We start from the raw sequence: 17319 nt of genomic DNA, 5'->3' as shown, positions 1-17319 counted from the left end.
CGACAGCGACGTCCGTTTTGGCGATGTGCTGCGCCTGATAGGTCCGGATGCTGCCATTAAAGCGGCAGTAAAACAACTTGGCGGGCATGCGATTTTGCCAACAATGAAGTCCGAAGTGCTCTATCTCGCGCTTGCCATGTTGGTTGGGTACTTGGTCGGGATCGTCACAGTCACGGTTTCCGGCATCCCCTTCGCGCTCGGAACGTCCGCTGGTGTGATTATGGCGGGTGTGGGCGTCAGTTATTTCCGGAGCAGGAATCCGAACTTTGGTGGTCCCGTACATGAAGGTGCGCGTAGTTTTCTTCAGGACTTTGGGCTGAATGCTTTTGTGGCTGTTTTATCGGCCAATGTAGGTCCCAAGGTTATCTCTGCCCTCGGCGGCGACACAATCATGTGGCTTGCGTTGAGGCCCAGATAATGACGCGTATTCTGAAGAGGCAGCACCCGAAACATATTTTGCGCTAAATGATTTTTCACCAAGACGCTCAATGAGGCTCAGTTGAAGCTCAAGCCAGCTTTTGTGCCGCCCAAGCGAGCCAGCCCGACAAAACCGGTGGGACAAAAATTCGAAATCTCTCAATAAACGGTGATCAAATCTAGTATCCCACCTTCTTACAAATTGTTGTTTTAAATAGATATTTGCACTCCGCCCCTGGGCACCATTTTAAAGTAGAAAATTTTACTTAAACACCTGATATTGTGTAATTACTCTCGAATCATGACGATGTTTACACTCTGGACTGTATCACATCCTGCTCCGCATTGGGTTCTGTGCTGCTCTCTTACCTGTGTCAAAAACTTGCTGCGCTCTTTCTCGTTTTCGAAACGGAAGATGGATGTTCTCAGCCCGATTGTTTAGCCCTTTGTGAGAGCGGTGCACGGCTATCGATCGCCCGGTAGCCTGCTGCGGCTCATCTCGACCCACTCAGCCAGTCGAAACTGCTTCTCCGTCCCAGCCAGGAAAGCAGCAGTCGGAAACTCTAATTCAAAATGGTCCAGTTTCTAGGTAGCAGTGCACTACTCCAGTACAGACCTTGGGGCATTTGGCAGCGAACGGCAGCAAGGAGCCCTCATTGGCCAATGTTGCGGCATGAATGAAGGGCCGCTTTCGAGGATCACACATTCAATGAATAGCCTCTAACCTTACTCTGGCTCCAGTAACGTATTATTGCTCGCAGCCAAATCGGCTGCGTCGCCCGATGAGCAGATAAAGAGCTAGTAAGAAAATTAACTACTTACATTCCATACATCCGCGACCGATCTCGCAAAGCGATCAAGAATAAGATTAAGGCAGCCCCAACGCTCGTTTTTTGTCAGCGGCCCATTTCATAATTGTCAAATCAAACGTGAGTGCCATGAGCGATACACAGATACCCAGCACAAAGTTCTTGCCCAGATCAGTTCCCGCCAGTGTCCGTTGCAATTCCTGCCCCAAGTCCTGCGTTCCGATGAAAGCTGCTATGATGACCATGAAGAAGGCGAACATGATCGCTTGGTTGAACCCGATGGCCATTGTTGGCAGGGCCAGCGGCAGTTGCACGTTCCACAACTTTTGCATGCGCGTAGCGCCTGACATATCCGCCGCCTCGGTCATTTCACGGGGAACCGTGCTTAACCCTTCGATAGTGTAGCGGATCAGTGGCACTGTCGCAAAAATAACAATCGAAAAGATGACCGCGATGTCCGTGATGCCAAACAACATGATTGCGGGCAGTAAATAGACAAAGCTTGGGAACGTCTGGAAGGTGTCACACATCAGAAGCATCCGGCGCGACCACTTGTCTGACCGCGCTGCGATGATCGCTACAGGCAGTCCTATGAATGCCGCAATTATAACGGCCGACACCACAGAATACAGCGTAATTATGGCGCGATCCCACCACCCCGAAAGAGCCACCAGCGAGAAGAAAATAATCGCATACATCGCCTGCTTGCGACCTGCCAATGTGAAGGCAAATGCCGCGACAAGGCAAATCATCGCGGGTGTGGGGATCGACAACATAAAGTTTCGAAAAGGGATCAAGACTTGGACATTGAGGAACGCCCGCAGAAACCCTGTCGTGGCTTTCACCCATTCGATATCAAGGAACCCGCGGATTATGGTGTCCAATTGCCTGCCAACGCTGAAATCTTGACCACGTCCGACTTCTCCCAAAAACGGAATAGATCGCGCCAATACCACGCAGATACCGACTAGAACGACACCGATTAGCAGTGTCTTATGGCGTGCCCAGAAGGCGGTTCCACGTTCGAAATGTTCAGGCTGTTTAGACACCCATGCCTTTGACATGCGATCAAGCGTGACGGCGAGCAGGACAATCGTAACACCGACCTCGAAAGAGCGGCCCAATTTGAAACTGCCAAGCATTTGCAGCAGCTTCGCTCCAAGGCCCGGCATGCCGATAAAGGCCGTAAGAACGACCATTGCAAGCGACAACATGATGACCTGATTTACACCAATCAAAATTTCGGCGCGCGCGGCGGGGATGTAGACGTGACGCAACATTTGATACCGCGAACACCCCGACATTTCTCCAGCTTCGACTACTTCTGGTGATACTTTTTGGAGCCCAAGCGTCGTCATAAGGATCATAGGAGGAATCGCGTAGACTGTCGTCGCCACGGCCCCCGCTGTCGGCCCTACCTTAAAGAAAATTACGGCGGGTAAAAGGTATGTAAAGAATGGCAGCGTTTGTAGAACCGACAGGATCGGTTTAATCGCCGCATCGACCTTTTTGTACTTCCAAGCAGCAATGCCCAGCGACAAGCCAATCACGAAAGCCATGGGGACAGAGACAAGCAGCACTGACACTGTCTCCATCGCTATCTCCCATTGGCCCATCAAGGCTGTCCACGACAGGGTAATGCCGCCAAAAAGTGCGAGTTTCCACCCACCTAGGTAGCAACCAATCACTGCCACTGCCATGGTCAAAGCAGTCCATGGGATTGGGCCTAAATTCGGCCAACGACGCTTTCCGTAAAAGATGTTACCCGAGGTATCGAGCAGCCATTCGAGACCACCTGTCACAAATCTTGTGAGCTTCAACAGCCCCAAATCATCCTTAATGAAATTGAAAAGAAAATCCAGCCAGGCTGCAAAATTTGGGATCATTGCTTCTGGCAGGCGGTGCAGCCACGACGGCAATAACCCTATGTAATGCGATACAGTAAGAACAACCGCAGCGGCAAAAAATCCCCATGCCAAATGGCGGCCCGACAACGGTGTGTGTGTGTTTGGCCGGGTCGTTGCAATTCTGGCCATCAATCGGCCCCTAAAAGAACAGTAAGTCCGTCCTGTCGGTTCAAGCCGCCAACGATTTTACCGTCCTTTTGCACCGGGATGACATCTCGGGCGTCATAAACTAATTGGTTCGCGAGTGCTTTGATCGTGGCCTTGGCATCAACAGGGTCGCCCGTACCTTTGACATCAGGTTTCGCCAATACACCTGCATGAACAACACGGGCTTTGTCTATATCTTCGGTAAATTTGCGAACGTATTCCGTGGCTGGATGCAACACGATCTGATCGGGCGTATCGCATTGTTCAATCGCGCCGTCCTTCATGATCGCAATGCGATCTGCAAGGCGCAGGGCCTCGTCAAAATCGTGCGTGATGAACACAATCGTCTTGTTCAACAGCTGTTGCAGGCGCAAGAATTCGTCCTGCATCTCGCGGCGGATCAACGGATCAAGCGCGCTGAACGGTTCGTCCAGAAACCAAATATCGGGTTCTATCGCAAGACTTCGGGCGATCCCGACGCGCTGCTGCTGGCCACCAGATAACTCGCGCGGGAAATAGCCTTCGCGTCCCTCAAGTCCAACGAGCTTCACCACCTCAAGCGCGCGTTCGCGCCGCGTGTGTTTGTCTTGGCCACGCATTTCAAGCGGAAAGGCCACGTTCTCCAGAACAGTGCGGTGCGGCAGCAATCCGAAAGATTGAAACACCATGCCCATTTTAGATCGGCGTAGTTCAATCAGGTCTTTCTCGACGAGCGACATGATGTCCTGCCCTTCGACGGCTATTGATCCGCCGGTAATGTCATGCAGCCGCGAAAAACAACGCACCAATGTCGATTTACCAGACCCTGAAAGCCCCATGATCACCAACATCTCGCCCTTGTGAACGTCGATGGATACATCCCGCACACCAGCAATATAGCCCGCTTTACGGATGTCATCGAAACTCATTCCATCATTCATTTTCTTGTAGAACGCCGCAGGATCGGGGCCAAATATTTTCCATACGTTCCTGCAGGAAATAACGGGACTATCAACTGACATGTGAATCCTCGTGATAAATGCCCCAGCCCGGCATATTGCCGGCCCGGGATAGCTTTTACGTTCAATGTTGCTGGGGCTTAGTTAACCCACGCACCCCAAACATCCTCGTTCTCTTCGAGCCAGACAGCCGCAGCTTCATCAGGCTCCATCTCGTCGATGTCGACCATCTTGGCCATCTCGGCGATCTGCGGGTTGGTGAAGCTGACCTGCTCGAGCACAGCGTATGCGTCAGGCCACTTTTCCTCCATTCCTTCCCAAGCCGCTATTTTGAGGTAACCCGTCGCAGGATTCCCGCAATCATACAGCGCATCAGGGTTCACCCCAACAGAAGGGTCTGTGTCGCAGCCTTCTTCATAGGGCGGGAATTCAACGAATTCCCCCGGCCAGACGGCTTCGGCAAAGTTGGGTGTCCAGTTAAACACCACAACGGGGCGTTGGTCTGCTTCGGCAGCACCGATTTCGGCCCAGAGCGCGGCTGCGGAACCTGCGTTCACAACAACAAAGTTCATATCCAGCGCCTCAACGCGTTCCTGACCGTGCTTGAGCCAGTCAACAGGACCATCAAGGTAACGACCTTGCTCGCCGGTTTCAGCTGTTGCGAACAAAGCGGCGCAATCGTTCAACGCTTCCCAATCAGGCAGTCCGGGGCATGCGTCTTTGGTCCACATAGGATACCACCAGTCCTCGCGGGTCACGGCATCGTGGTCCGCGACGTCAACGATGCCACCCTTTTCCATGGCCGCACGGAAGGATGCGCCAAACGCGCCTTCCCAGACTTCGACTTCGAATGTGACGTCACCCAAACGAATTGATTCATAAACGGCTTGGCTGTCCGTGGTAACGTATTCAACCGCTGCACCCTGCTGTTCGAGGATCTGGCCAACGACGTTGGACATCACGATCTGGCTGGACCAGTTGTGAATAGGGATCACGATCGGGTCGCTGCTGTCTTGCGCCATTGCGGCAGTAGACCCAAGCGCAAGCACGCCTGCGGTCAAAGCTGTTGTCATATTTTTCATGTCTAGTCTCCTTGTGTGGCAACGCCTTGTTGTGCGGCGTCTTTCTGGCTTCAGGTCATCGAAGCCGTAGGTTGACCGCGCGTTTCTTCATCTGCGCCGGCATTACTTCCAGTTCAGCGTCTCATGATTTTCCTGTGGGTCAAGTTTTTTTCTTACGGTTACAGCTCGTCTGCCCGTTATTTGAACGTCGATGTCGTACTTGCACATATATGTGTCCAATCACTCACGGACTCACCAAGTCGGCGACCTCATTTGGGGGCAACCGTGTTGTCATGCTCGATTCGATTTTGAACCCGCGCGCCGTACTACACATGCCGCGATCACGGAGAACAAGAAGCCCGCGCAACCAGACAGATATCCAATATTTGAAGTTTACGCTCTGTCCGGCCGCGCTATGTGTTCGCGTATCGCGGTTGTTATAAGCAGCTCCTCACGCGACAGAATTATTCCCAATATTCAATATTATTTCTCATTAGTAATATTGCCATCTCGGCAGAAACCCGTTCATGTAGCTCAGAAGGCGTGAGATTCGTGCTAGCACGGAACCGCTCTAGAGAGCTCGGATGAGGTTACAATGCGTTACTCTGGTTTTCGTGTGATCAAGGAAGCCCTAACAGGGCACAAGGGGTGGACGCCTGCGTGGCGTGACCCCGAACCGGCGTCGCACTATGACATTGTCATTATTGGCGGCGGCGGGCACGGTTTGGCGACAGCACACTACCTTGCCAAGGAATTCGGGCAATCCCGTGTTGCCGTGATTGAAAAGGGCTGGATTGGTGGTGGCAACGTTGGCCGCAACACCACGATTGTGCGCTCCAACTACCTGTTGGACGGCAATGAGCCGTTCTACGAGATGTCGCTCAAGCTGTGGGAAAGCCTCGAACAAGACCTCAATTACAATGCAATGGTCAGCCAGCGCGGCATCCTGAACCTGATCCATTCGGACGGACAGCGGGATGCGTTCACACGGCGTGGCAATGCAATGATCCTGAACGGTGCAGATGCTGACATGCTTAGCACGGCCGATATCAAAAAGCGCTATCCGTTCTTGAACACAGACGATGCGCGTTTCCCGATCAAAGGGGGCTTGGCGCAGCATCGCGGCGGCACGGTGCGCCATGATGCGGTCGCATGGGGCTATGCGCGCAGTGCGGACAGTCGCGGCGTTGATATCATTCAGAATTGCGAGGTCACGGGCTTTCGTATCGAAAACGGTGTCTGCAAAGGCGTTGAAACATCACGCGGGTTTATTGGCGCAGGCAAAGTCGGCTGCGCGGTCGCAGGTAACTCGTCACGATTGATGAGCAAGGCCAACATGCGCCTGCCCATCGAAAGCCACGTCTTGCAGGCCTTCGTCTCCGAAGGGCTCAAACCCGTCCTGCCCGGCGTCATCACATTTGGCGCGGGGCACTTTTACTGCAGTCAATCCGACAAGGGCGGCCTTGTCTTTGGTGGCGACATTGACGGCTATAATTCCTACGCCCAGCGCGGCAACCTTCCCGTGGTCGAAGACGTCTGCGAGGGCGCAATGGCGATCTTCCCGATGTTGGGCCGTGCGCGGCTTTTGCGCATGTGGGGCGGGATTATGGACATGTCGATGGATGGCTCCCCGATCATCGACAAGACCCATATCGACGGGCTCTATTTCAATGGCGGCTGGTGTTACGGTGGCTTTAAGGCGACCCCTGCCAGCGGCATGTCCTTTGCGCATTTACTGGCCAAAGGCGAACCACACCCCAACGCCACAGCCTACCGGTTTGATCGGTTTGAAAAGGGCCTGATGATTGACGAAAAAGGGATGGGCAATCAGCCCAATTTGCACTGATGATTATTGACCACCCCCTGCTTGGCCCCCGCGACAGCGCCGAATTCACCTACATGGGCGACGCCCGCCTGATCGACCGCCCGGACCCAGACGACGCGAATGCGGCGGCGGCGTTCTTTGACTACGCCTATTTGCGCGACAACCCTGCGGGCTGGCACCGAGAGCTGTGGTTCCATGAGGCGGGTGACCGTTCTTGGTTGATTGTAACACGCAACACGCTGACCCATGAGATTTCAAACGTTGAACTCGCCCGTGATGTGGCCCGTGCACAGGGGCGTTCAAAATGACCCAGAAAAACCGGATCGACGGCGGCCAGATTGACCGCGACACAAAGCTGAAATTCACCTTCGATGGACAAGTCTATCACGGGCACGAGGGCGACACGCTGGCCTCTGCCTTGTTGGCAAACGGTGTGCGGCTCATGGGGCGCAGCTTCAAATATCACCGTCCACGTGGGCCGTTGACCGCTGGGTCAGAAGAACCGAATGCCTTGGTGCAATTGCGCAGCGGAGCACGCCAAGAACCCAACACCCGCGCCACGACTGCGGAACTGTTCGAAGGGTTGACCGCGACGAGCCAAAACCGACTTGGGTCGTTGTCCTTCGATCTATTGGCGATCAATGACCGCTTATCAAATTTCCTAACGGCAGGGTTTTATTACAAGACTTTCATGTGGCCCAAGGCGTTTTGGGAAAAAGTGTACGAGCCAATCATCCGCCGCGCGGCGGGACTTGGGTCGCTTTCGCTTCAAGATGACCCCGATGTGTATGACAAGGGTTTCCTACATTGCGATCTGTTAATCATCGGTGCGGGGCCAGCGGGACTGATGGCCGCGCTAACGGCCGCACGCAGCCGAGCGGACGTGATCCTCGCGGATGAAGATTTTCGCATGGGCGGACGGCTGAACAGCGAAACCTTTGCGATTGGCGACCACGCTGGTGCAGGCTGGGCCGCGCAAACTATCGCGGAACTGGCGGCGATGCCCAACGTGCGGCTTATGGCACGCACCACTGTAATCGGCGCGTTTGATCACGGCACCTATGGTGCCGTTGAACGGGTGAGCGACCATATCGCCACCCCGATGGACGGTAAGCCACGCCAAATCCTCTGGCGGATCTATACGCAGAAAACCGTGTTGGCGGCGGGTGCCATCGAACGCCCGATTGCGTTCAACAACAATGATCGCCCCGGCATCATGACTGCCAGCGCCTTGCGCAGCTACGCCAACCGTTTTGGTGTGGCTGTGGGGCACCGAACTGCGATCTTCACCAACAACGATGACGGTCACCGCACAGCCGCCGACTTGCACGCCAAGGGCGTGAAAGTCACTGTTATTGACCCGCGCACAGATGCGCCGCGTTCAATGGATTACGAAGTTCTGGCTGGTGCGCAAGTAACTGACACCATGGGGCGGCTTGGGCTGACCTTTGTGCAGGTGCGCCTTTCGGATGGGACTGATCGGACCATCGAATGCAACGCCTTGGGCGTATCGGGTGGCTGGAACCCCAACGTGCATATGACGTGCCACCAACAAGGGCGTCCAGCGTGGAACGATGCCCTCGCGGCATTCACCCCTGATGCCTTGCCTGTGGGCATGATCGTCACGGGCGCTGCCAAGGGCGACATGTCCACTGCCGGCGCATTGGCGGGTGGCGCTACAGCGGCACGTACCGCATTGGGCCTTAAGGGACGCATGCCCAAAATGCCGCAGGCCGAGGATGCGCCCGTCAACATCACGCCGTTCTGGTATGTTGAAGGTGCAAGCCGCGCATGGCTTGACCAGCAAAACGACGTGACCGTGAAGGACGTGAAACTCAGCCACCAAGAGGGGTTCAAATCTGTCGAGCACCTCAAACGCTACACAACGCTCGGCATGGCAACTGACCAAGGCAAGACAGCCAACATGGGCGGGCTTGCGATCATGGCTGAACTTGCGGGCAAAACCATCCCCGAGGTTGGTACGACGATGTTCCGACCCCCCTATACCCCCGTCGCGATCGGTGCCTTGGGTGGACGGCACCGTGGCCAGGACTTCCACCCCAAACGCCTCACACCAACCCATGGATGGGCTGAAGAACAAGGCGCGGTCTTTGTTGAGGTCGGCAATTGGATGCGCGCCCAGTGGTTTCCGCGTGCGGGCGAAACGACGTGGCGCGAAAGTGTCGACCGCGAAGTTTTGGCAACGCGCGGATCGGTAGGCGTGTGTGACGTGACGACCCTTGGAAAGGTAGACGTGCAAGGCGCCGATGCAGCCGACTTCCTAAATATGATCTATTGCAACGGTTTCGCGAAATTGCCCGTCGGCAAAGTGCGCTACGGGTTGATGTTGCGCGAAGACGGCATCGCCATGGACGATGGCACGGCCGCACGAATGGCCGAAGATCATTTCGTTGTCACCACCACCACCGCAAACGCCCTACCCGTGTATCGCCATATGGAATTCGTGCGCCAATGCCTCGTGCCAGATATGGACGTGCAACTTATATCCACGACCGAAGCATGGGCTCAATACGCTGTGGCTGGCCCGAACGCGCGCTGCGTGCTTGAAAAGATCGTCGATCAAGACATCAGCAACGACGCCTTTCCCTTCATGGCATGCGGCGACATTACTGTGTGCGGCGGTCTGCGGGCACGGCTATTCCGCATCTCGTTCAGTGGTGAGCTCGCCTATGAACTTGCAGTTCCGACAGCCTACGGCGACGCGTTGATCCGCCGCATAATGGAGGCTGGTGCAGAGTTCGACATCACCCCATACGGCACCGAAGCCCTCGGCGTCATGCGGATTGAAAAAGGCCATGCGGCGGGTAATGAATTGAATGGCACCACCACAGCGGCGAACCTAGGCATGGGGCGTATGGTTAGTACCAAGAAGGACAGCATCGGTGCGGTGCTATCGCGCCGCGAAGGGTTGAAACAACCGGAAGACCTACGTGCGGTCGGGGTTAAACCTCTTGATCCGGCTGACAAGGTTCCAGCGGGAGCACATCTGATGACAGCCGATGGTCCCGTAGATGCAGCCCACGACCAAGGCTATGTGACGTCTGCCTGCTATTCCCCCAATCTGGGCCATCACATCGCGCTCGCGTATCTGAAGGACGGCAGCAATCGGATCGGCGAGACCATGCGACTGGTGAGCCCACTGACGGGCTTTGATGTCGCGGTCGAAATTTGCAGCGCCCATTTCATTGACCCAGAGGGGGAGCGGCTTCGTGCATGACTTAACACCGACGCCCGCGCTTGGCGTAACACCGCACACCATCGGCACCGTGACCATCGCAGAGAACACTGGCGTCGCGCTGGCCTCTGTGGCCGCGCGAAACGGCGGCAAGGATACTTGCGCCAAAGTTCTCAAAGCCGTTCTTGGCGAAGTGCCGGATGTGGGAAGAACCGTTTTACACGACCCCGAAGCAGGGTTCTGGATGGGGCTGGATCAGTGGATGATTGGCGCACCTATGGAAACTCACGAAAACATAGCTGACCAGCTCAAGGCCAAGCTCGGCGATGCGGCCTCTGTGACCGAACAATCGGGCGCTTGGGTTGTGTTCGATGTGACGGGCGCGAAAATGCCGGACATGTGCGAAATCCTGTGCAACATCCCAATCCGAAAAATGGTCGCCGGTGATGTTCGACGCACGATGATCCACCAGCTGGGCTGTTTCATTATCCGCCGCGCCGACGAGGATCACATCCGTATCCTTGGACCACGTGCGTCTGCACAAAGCCTACACCATGCGTTAATGACCGCTGCGACCTCTGTGGCGTAACCCCGCGTTAACCTCTGAGGTCTTGACCACCCTAACGAAAGCCTTAGAACCGAAGAACCCTTTATAAAGTGAAAACCAGTTCTATGGCCGCGACCCCATTGTCCCAAGATCCTCACCGCGTCCGCGAGACTCGCGAAAAAGTTCTCGAGGTTGCGATCGGTCGGGAGGTCCGCGCCCATCGTCGCAAGCAAAACATCACGGTGGCCGATCTTTCCGAAACCACGGGCCTGTCAATCGGGATGCTGTCCAAGATCGAAAACGGAAACACGTCTCCGTCTTTGACCACATTGCAAACCTTGGCGAACGCACTGTCCGTGCCGATCACATCGTTTTTCCGTGGCTTTGAAGAAGGGCGCTCGGCGGTTCATACCAAAGCTGGTGAAGGCGTTGAGCTAGAACGTGAAGGCACCCGCGCCAACCACCAGTACAACCTTTTGGGTCACATCGGATCAAACGCCAGCGGCGTGATCGTCGAACCATACATGATTACCCTCAGCGAAAAATCCGACGTCTTTCCCGCTTTCCAACACGGTGGGATCGAAACGATTTACATGCTCGAAGGCGAGGTCAATTACCGCCACGGGGATCAGATCTACCCACTCAAGCCGGGGGATACCCTGTTCTTTGACGCCGACGCGCCCCACGGCCCCGAAGAACTCGTGAAGCTACCGTCGCGCTATCTCTCGATCATCAGCTACCCGCAGAAAACCTGATCCTCTTACACTTTGAGAGGTGGCTCGGTCTCTGGTTCGGGAAAGATTCCGGGGCTCGTCGGCAACCCGTCATCAAACTTCGACAGATAGTCCAACATCATGGGGCGGTTGTCGATGAAGCCCTTATAGGTCGCCAGTTCATCGGGTAAATCGCGAATAACACGATGCAAACGGCGGCCCCATTTCGGCATCGTCGTCAGATCCTGAAAGCTGCACAGATAACAGCGGATCGGAAATGCCAAAGCATTGGATCGCGGCAAGCGAAAGAAAGTTTGCAATTCGACACGAAGGTGTTGTTTCGCGCCGATGTTTTCCGGCGTCAACGTAGTCTTCTGGATGCCCCATTTATGGTAGTTTTCCGGCGAGGTATCGAGCAGCGGGTTCACCGTCATCGTCCAGTTCAACCGCCGCCCCGGTGACCCCTGCGGAATGTTGATGAGGTACTTCAACGCGCGTTTGAAAATCCCCATCTCGTTGGCCTTTGGCACAGGCGCATGCCACTCGAAAAAGTTCATTCCGATGTCAAAATCCAGTGACCAGTCAGCCTGCGTAGTAATCATGCCCGCGTCCATCCAGAGGTTGTCCTCGCGCTGATCCAGCAAGGCAAAATCGCCCTGTGTCTGACGGGTGATGTATTCCATCGGTCCGTAGGGCAGCGTGGAGTCATCCAAAAAGGTAAACGTATCATTAATGCCAAGCGGCTTGTTCACCCAACGCCATTGATTGCCGTCGCGGTGAAGTTCGAACAAGTCGGGATAGTCTTCGGATTTGGAAACCATGATCAGTTCGAGCAGGTCCCACCCCGCCAAAGTCATATGCGGCAAGGATTGGCACCGAAGCGGATCATCCGCCAAAACCTTGGTACGGTCGTGCATCTCTGAGACGTAGTGTTCATCCACATCGAACCGGTTTTCATAGACAGACCCATCCGGCCCACCCTGATGTTGTTCAGCATTCATTGAATACATGTAATTGTCTTCATGGAACGGAAATGGGAACCGCTTGATCGCCCATTCGGAGTTATGGAATGAATAGTCGTCACGAAAGGTTTCGTCGTTGAATTGAATACTCATCGGTCAATCTCCAACAATTCGCCGGCATAACGGCTAACACAAGGCATGATTTTCTTGCCGCTGGCCTGCTCTTCATCATCAAGCCAGTGGTCGCGGTGAATGAGCTCACCCGCGCCGCCGACAACATCGGTTTCGCACTGCCCACACGCCCCGCCACGGCACAGGAACGGCGCATCCACACCTTCGCGTTCCAACGCTTCAAGCAGGCTTTCGTGCTCGCCCACGGTGATCGTCTTGTCCGACTTGCACAGGCGAACCTCAAACGGGGTACCGGCGGCGGGTGCAAGGAATTCTTCGGAATGAACGTTGGTGTCTGGCCATCCAAGACCGGTCGCTGTGTCGTGAACCCCGTTGATCAAACGCTCGGGCCCGCAGACATAAGCGTGCGAGCCAAGTGGCTGACCATTCAATACGTCGGCAAGCGGAATGCGCTCATTCGCGCTGCTGTAATAAACATGCACCTTGGTCGGGAACTTAGCCAAAAGCACATCCGCATAAGCCGCGTTTTCAGGCGTCCGGGACGCGTAGTGCAATTCCCAGTTTCCGTTGGTCAGTTCGAGCTGCCCGATCATCGCCAGAAACGGTGTGATGCCAATACCGCCCGCAAAGAAGATGTGTTTCTTGGCACGAAGGTCGAGGCTGAACAAGTTCACCGGATTGGTGAGCGTCATCGCGTCGCCCTGCGTCACCTGGCTGTGCATAAACACCGACCCGCCCCGTCCTTCGTCTTCGCGGCGCACCGAGATAGCGTAGGTCGAAAGGTCGGCAGGATCGGACATGAGGGAGTATGGATTAAGCCTCGTGCGCGTTCCGTCTTGCATGGTAACAACGGTATGCGCGCCGCCCGAAAACGGCGGAAAATCCGCGCCATCCGTGCGAGTGAATTCGAACCGCGTCACAAATTCGGTAATGGGGACAACCGCGCTGACCGTGACGTCGATTTGCGCGGGGCCGGATTTAGTTTTCTGCGGCGCGCTCATTCGTAGATCCTCTTTGGCGTTGGCACATTTCCAGGATCTTCGGCGTCGACGCAGACCCCTTGATAGGCTGCTAATCGACGCGAGTAATGGTCGCGAACAAACAGGTTTAATCCGCAATGGCTGCACACGAACGGATCAGTCTCCACATCCTCGGTAAACCCTTTGCAGTGCACACATTGCATCCGCCGTGCCGTCGATCCGCGGTGTTCGGTTTGGATCGCCGCCGGTGGCACGCCCGCCGAGGTCGCCTCGATTGTGGCCTGACCCATCAGGCTTTCAGTGCCGGATAGGTATACTTGGAGTCCCATTTTTGCATCGCTCAGGACGCGTTTGATGCGGGGCAACGATGCCTCATAGCTTGGCCCTTCGTAAAACTGCGCAGGCGCGAGCGCGCGCAACTTATCGGCGTAATCCGTTCCACGGCTGATGAAAATGATATGCCCTGCCTTCATCAACTCCGGTGTGGCGACGTCGATGATCGCCTCAGCACCTTGCGCGTCAGCTATAAACAAATGTGACGCGCCAGCTCGTGGCTCCAACGCCCCCCAGATGGGGCGGCTTCCGATGCTGGGTGGGAATACAAACTTCGACATGCTGCGTCCTCCCTACCCTTTCGCTGTGCGGATGGATTTGTCTTGGTCGTAAAACGGCATCTCTTCGGCCGTCGCGGCAAGCTCGGTTCCGTCCGGTTGGACAACAGTCAATTTGGTGCCTGCTTTGGCCACGCTCGGGTCAAGGCGTGCAATCGCAACGGAGTAATCGTTCAACTCGGAGGACAACCCGTAGGTGATCACGCCGACGTCTTTGCCGTCCGCCATTACGCGGGCAAACATCTCCATCTGATCCATCCTGTCAGACAATTTCACGCCGTAAATCTTGAAGCGTTCTTTGCCCTTTGCGGCGTAGTGGTTTTCGGCCCCGATAAAGCCCTGCTTGTCGGGTGAGACCGTAAAGTCGAGGCCCAGTTCCCACAGCGTGTCGCCGCAAGGCTCATCGTCAAACGGGAAGGTTTCAGAGTTATCGCCGGGATAGAACAGCAGGTAGCTTTCGATCCGCAACATATCGAGCGTGGAGAATTGCACGGGGCGCACTCCCATGTCTTTGCCCGCCTCCAGAATACTGTCCCAAAGGTGGGTGGCATCCTTGGCGCGGCAGAAAATCTCGTACCCCCGTTCGCCAGTGTAGCCCGTGCGAGAGATCATAACATCACGCCCATAAAGGCGTGTCTGCATCAGGCCGAAATATGCGAGGTCGCGGATCGCTGGGATTTCTTGCGCCAAAAGATCAACCGACACAGGTCCTTGAAGAGACATATCGTGCAAATCGTCGTCAAATAGGATTTCACAATTCTTACCGGCAGCGACAGAGGCCAGCTGTTCCATTCCCGTGCCCGTGCCATGCACCACCAGCCATGAATTCACAGCGATATGGTAAATGATGCAGTCATCGATAAACTTGCCCTCAGCGTTCAGGATCGAGGCATAGGTCGACCGGCCCGGCGCGATTTTCTCGACATTGCGGGTGGTTACCCGGTCGATTACATAGGCCGCATCGGCACCAACGACATGGACCTTCTTGAGGCCTGACACATCCATAAGGCCGGCTTTTGTGCGGACCGCTTCGTAGTCTGCTTTGGCGCGTTCTGGTGTGTCGTCATAGAACCAAGCGGTTCCCATACCATTCCAATCTTCCAACTCACCGCCAATTTCAGCATGCCGATGTGCTAGCGCGGATGCTCTCCAAAGAATGGCCATTTTGATTCCCCTATCGGTGTTGATCGTATTGTTCTGCTTGCGATGATTGAGACTCAGGCGCTAAACAAAATCAAGACTGACACTAAATAAAGTTTCCTAACAGGCAAAAGGGGCCCGCATAACAGGCCCCTCTGCATCATTATTCAGCGTCTTACTTAGACTTGCCGTATCTCTTGTACTTACTGTAGCTCTTGGCCTCGGCCTTTTGGCCAATCACCAAGGCTGCGATACACAGAGCGATCCCGATCACACTGAAGATACCCGGCCATGCGCTACCGTACCCCATGAAGATTGGGCCGGACACACCTTCCCAAGTCGCTGGTTCAAATGGAAATCCCATAGTCGTTACTCCTTCTATTTAAGCTTTGGTTGCACTTGGGGCAGAGATGGAGATGCCCTCTGGGTAGGCTTGTGCAGGGACCTTGACGGTATCGAGGCCTGCAAGTTCAACGGCGGCAGGAACACGTAGCATGCCGAACATCTTCAACACGAAGGATGTCCCGTAGCCGGTGCCAAGACCGAGTGCGATGAACACAACGGAGCCAACAAGTTGACCCATAAGGCTGATGGTTGGTGCACCTTCACCACCCAGTGCTGGATAGCCAGCCGCCGTAATACCAAGGACCAGCATACCGTAGATGCCGCATGTGCCGTGCACCGTTACGGCACCAACAGCGTCATCAATGCCGAACTTTTCAAGGAAGGTTGCTGCAGGCTTAAGAAGCAGACCCGCACCTACTGCGATGATGAACGCCAGACCAGGCCAGTAGAAATCCAGACCGGAAGCGGTGGAAATAATCCCAGCAAGTGCGCCAGACATCATCCAGAACGGATCTTTAGTGAAGACCCACGCGCCGATGATACCGCCACCGATGGCCATCAGAACGTTGAACGCCAATGCGCCAAGGTTTGTCGGCGTGCCATAGATGGTCGCGTAGTTGCCACCCCATGACCAAGCTTCGCCACCAACAACAACACAGCCCATCAAAAAGCCCCAGAACCCGACGATGATGATCATCAGCCCAGTGGCCGTCAGTGGCATGTTATGACCCGGAAGGTCGTTTGCAGTGCCATCTTCGTTGAATTTGCCAAGACGTGGACCAAGGTTGATCAAGACACCCAGCGCAAAGAAGGCCGCAACGGCGTGCACCAAACCTGCCGCGCCAAAGTCATGTACACCCCACTGCGTGACCAACCAGCCATCAGAGTGCCAGGCCCAAGCAGCGGCCAGCGTCCAGCTGAAACCACCAAGAACGATTGCGCAGATAACGAAGCCGACTGTCTGGATGCGTTCGATCACAGCACCGGACATGATGGAGGCTGTCGTCGCCGCGAACAGGGCAAACGCGCCCCAGAAAACGCCATCAATCTGGTCTTCTGTGTTTGGCCCCATGTAAGCGGCGCTTTCACCCCAAGGCCACGCGATGGCGTTGGCATAGGCCGCGCCGGAAATGCCATTTGCGCCTTCCGAAAGCGTCAGACCTGTTGGGAAGCCCCAGTAGACCCACCAGCCAAAGAAGTAGAAGGCCGGAATAACGAATGCAAACGCGAGAATGTTTTTCACACCCGATGACAACGCGTTCTTGGCGCGGGATGCGCCCATCTCATAGGCCAAGAAGCCCGCGTGAATGATGATCATCAACGGAATGGTGAGGTAATAGTAAAGCTCTGCGAACATCGTGTTCGTCAGATTGCCTTTCGTTTCTATGGCAGCGACCTGCGCTACTAGTTCAGCGAGTTGTTCTTCCACGGTTTCGTTCCCTTGTCGGTTAATGTTGCAGTCGGCCGACCTCTTGCAGTGCGGGTCGTTCCTAAAAATGAACCACGGAGATTTTCATCTGGCCAGAACTTTATTGACTGTCGTGAAAATAAGTTTCCTACTGTTGATCGTTCCGAATTGCGGTGCTAGC

The 17319-nt window shown here is 55.2% G+C and carries 14 protein-coding genes; 6 read left to right on the top strand and 8 right to left on the bottom strand.

Annotation, left to right across the window (positions count from 1 at the left end; translation table 11 throughout):
* Window positions 1-25: 25 nt before the first annotated feature.
* Window positions 26-418, top strand: coding sequence for a hypothetical protein (locus WNY39_RS12680; protein ID WP_342845939.1), 393 nt, complete (start codon window positions 26-28; stop codon window positions 416-418).
* An 867-nt stretch (window positions 419-1285) separates the two neighbouring features.
* On the opposite strand, the gene WNY39_RS12675 is transcribed toward WNY39_RS12680, so the two are convergent.
* From WNY39_RS12675 to WNY39_RS12665, 3 genes are all read right to left on the bottom strand, one after another.
* Window positions 1286-3262: an ABC transporter permease subunit gene (locus WNY39_RS12675; RefSeq protein ID WP_342845937.1), complete on the bottom strand. Its 1977-nt coding sequence runs from the start codon at window positions 3260-3262 to the stop codon at window positions 1286-1288.
* Window positions 3262-4281, bottom strand: coding sequence for a glycine betaine/L-proline ABC transporter ATP-binding protein (locus WNY39_RS12670; protein ID WP_342845935.1), 1020 nt, complete (start codon window positions 4279-4281; stop codon window positions 3262-3264). The genes WNY39_RS12675 and WNY39_RS12670 overlap by 1 nt, the downstream gene beginning before the upstream one ends.
* Before the next feature lie 77 nt (window positions 4282-4358).
* The gene (locus WNY39_RS12665) at window positions 4359-5300 is read right to left on the bottom strand and encodes an ABC transporter substrate-binding protein (RefSeq protein ID WP_342845933.1); all 942 of its coding nucleotides are present in this window, start codon (window positions 5298-5300) and stop codon (window positions 4359-4361) included.
* Window positions 5301-5874: 574 nt separating this feature from the next.
* Here WNY39_RS12665 and WNY39_RS12660 point away from each other — a divergent pair.
* The 5 genes from WNY39_RS12660 (at window position 5875) to WNY39_RS12640 (ending at window position 11602) form a co-directional block, all read left to right on the top strand.
* Entirely contained in the window at window positions 5875-7125 is a 1251-nt protein-coding gene (locus WNY39_RS12660; RefSeq protein ID WP_342845931.1) for a sarcosine oxidase subunit beta family protein, read from the top strand.
* Window positions 7125-7412, top strand: a complete 288-nt coding sequence (locus tag WNY39_RS12655; RefSeq protein ID WP_342845929.1) for a sarcosine oxidase subunit delta — start codon at window positions 7125-7127, stop codon at window positions 7410-7412. Before WNY39_RS12660 ends, WNY39_RS12655 begins: the two co-directional genes overlap by 1 nt.
* Window positions 7409-10342, top strand: a complete 2934-nt coding sequence (locus WNY39_RS12650) for a sarcosine oxidase subunit alpha family protein (protein WP_342845927.1) — start codon at window positions 7409-7411, stop codon at window positions 10340-10342. The genes WNY39_RS12655 and WNY39_RS12650 overlap by 4 nt, the downstream gene beginning before the upstream one ends.
* A complete protein-coding gene (locus WNY39_RS12645) occupies window positions 10335-10889 on the top strand; it encodes a sarcosine oxidase subunit gamma (protein WP_342845925.1) in 555 nt (184 codons plus the stop codon). Before WNY39_RS12650 ends, WNY39_RS12645 begins: the two co-directional genes overlap by 8 nt.
* A gap of 83 nt (window positions 10890-10972) precedes the next feature.
* Complete coding sequence (locus WNY39_RS12640; RefSeq protein WP_342846217.1) at window positions 10973-11602, top strand: helix-turn-helix domain-containing protein; 630 nt, start codon at window positions 10973-10975, stop codon at window positions 11600-11602.
* A 5-nt stretch (window positions 11603-11607) separates the two neighbouring features.
* Here WNY39_RS12640 and WNY39_RS12635 read toward each other — a convergent pair whose 3' ends face one another.
* The 5 genes from WNY39_RS12635 to WNY39_RS12615 all read right to left on the bottom strand — a co-directional run bounded on the left by WNY39_RS12635 (window position 11608) and on the right by WNY39_RS12615 (window position 17159).
* A complete protein-coding gene (locus tag WNY39_RS12635) occupies window positions 11608-12675 on the bottom strand; it encodes a DUF3445 domain-containing protein (protein WP_342845923.1) in 1068 nt (355 codons plus the stop codon).
* Entirely contained in the window at window positions 12672-13655 is a 984-nt protein-coding gene (locus tag WNY39_RS12630) for a PDR/VanB family oxidoreductase (protein ID WP_342845920.1), read from the bottom strand. Before WNY39_RS12630 ends, WNY39_RS12635 begins: the two co-directional genes overlap by 4 nt.
* Window positions 13652-14248, bottom strand: coding sequence for a dimethylamine monooxygenase subunit DmmA family protein (locus WNY39_RS12625; RefSeq protein ID WP_342845918.1), 597 nt, complete (start codon window positions 14246-14248; stop codon window positions 13652-13654). The genes WNY39_RS12630 and WNY39_RS12625 overlap by 4 nt, the downstream gene beginning before the upstream one ends.
* Before the next feature lie 12 nt (window positions 14249-14260).
* Window positions 14261-15409: an aminomethyltransferase family protein gene (locus WNY39_RS12620; protein ID WP_342845916.1), complete on the bottom strand. Its 1149-nt coding sequence runs from the start codon at window positions 15407-15409 to the stop codon at window positions 14261-14263.
* 358 nt (window positions 15410-15767) lie between these two features.
* Window positions 15768-17159, bottom strand: a complete 1392-nt coding sequence (locus WNY39_RS12615) for an ammonium transporter (RefSeq protein ID WP_342845914.1) — start codon at window positions 17157-17159, stop codon at window positions 15768-15770.
* Window positions 17160-17319 lie beyond the last annotated feature (160 nt).

Origin of the sequence: Sulfitobacter sp. AS59, from assembly GCF_038899995.1 — a bacterium.
GTDB lineage: Bacteria > Pseudomonadota > Alphaproteobacteria > Rhodobacterales > Rhodobacteraceae > Sulfitobacter.
The sequence above is the reverse complement of the archived record's forward strand: the minus strand, read 5'-3'. Positions and strand labels throughout refer to the sequence as shown.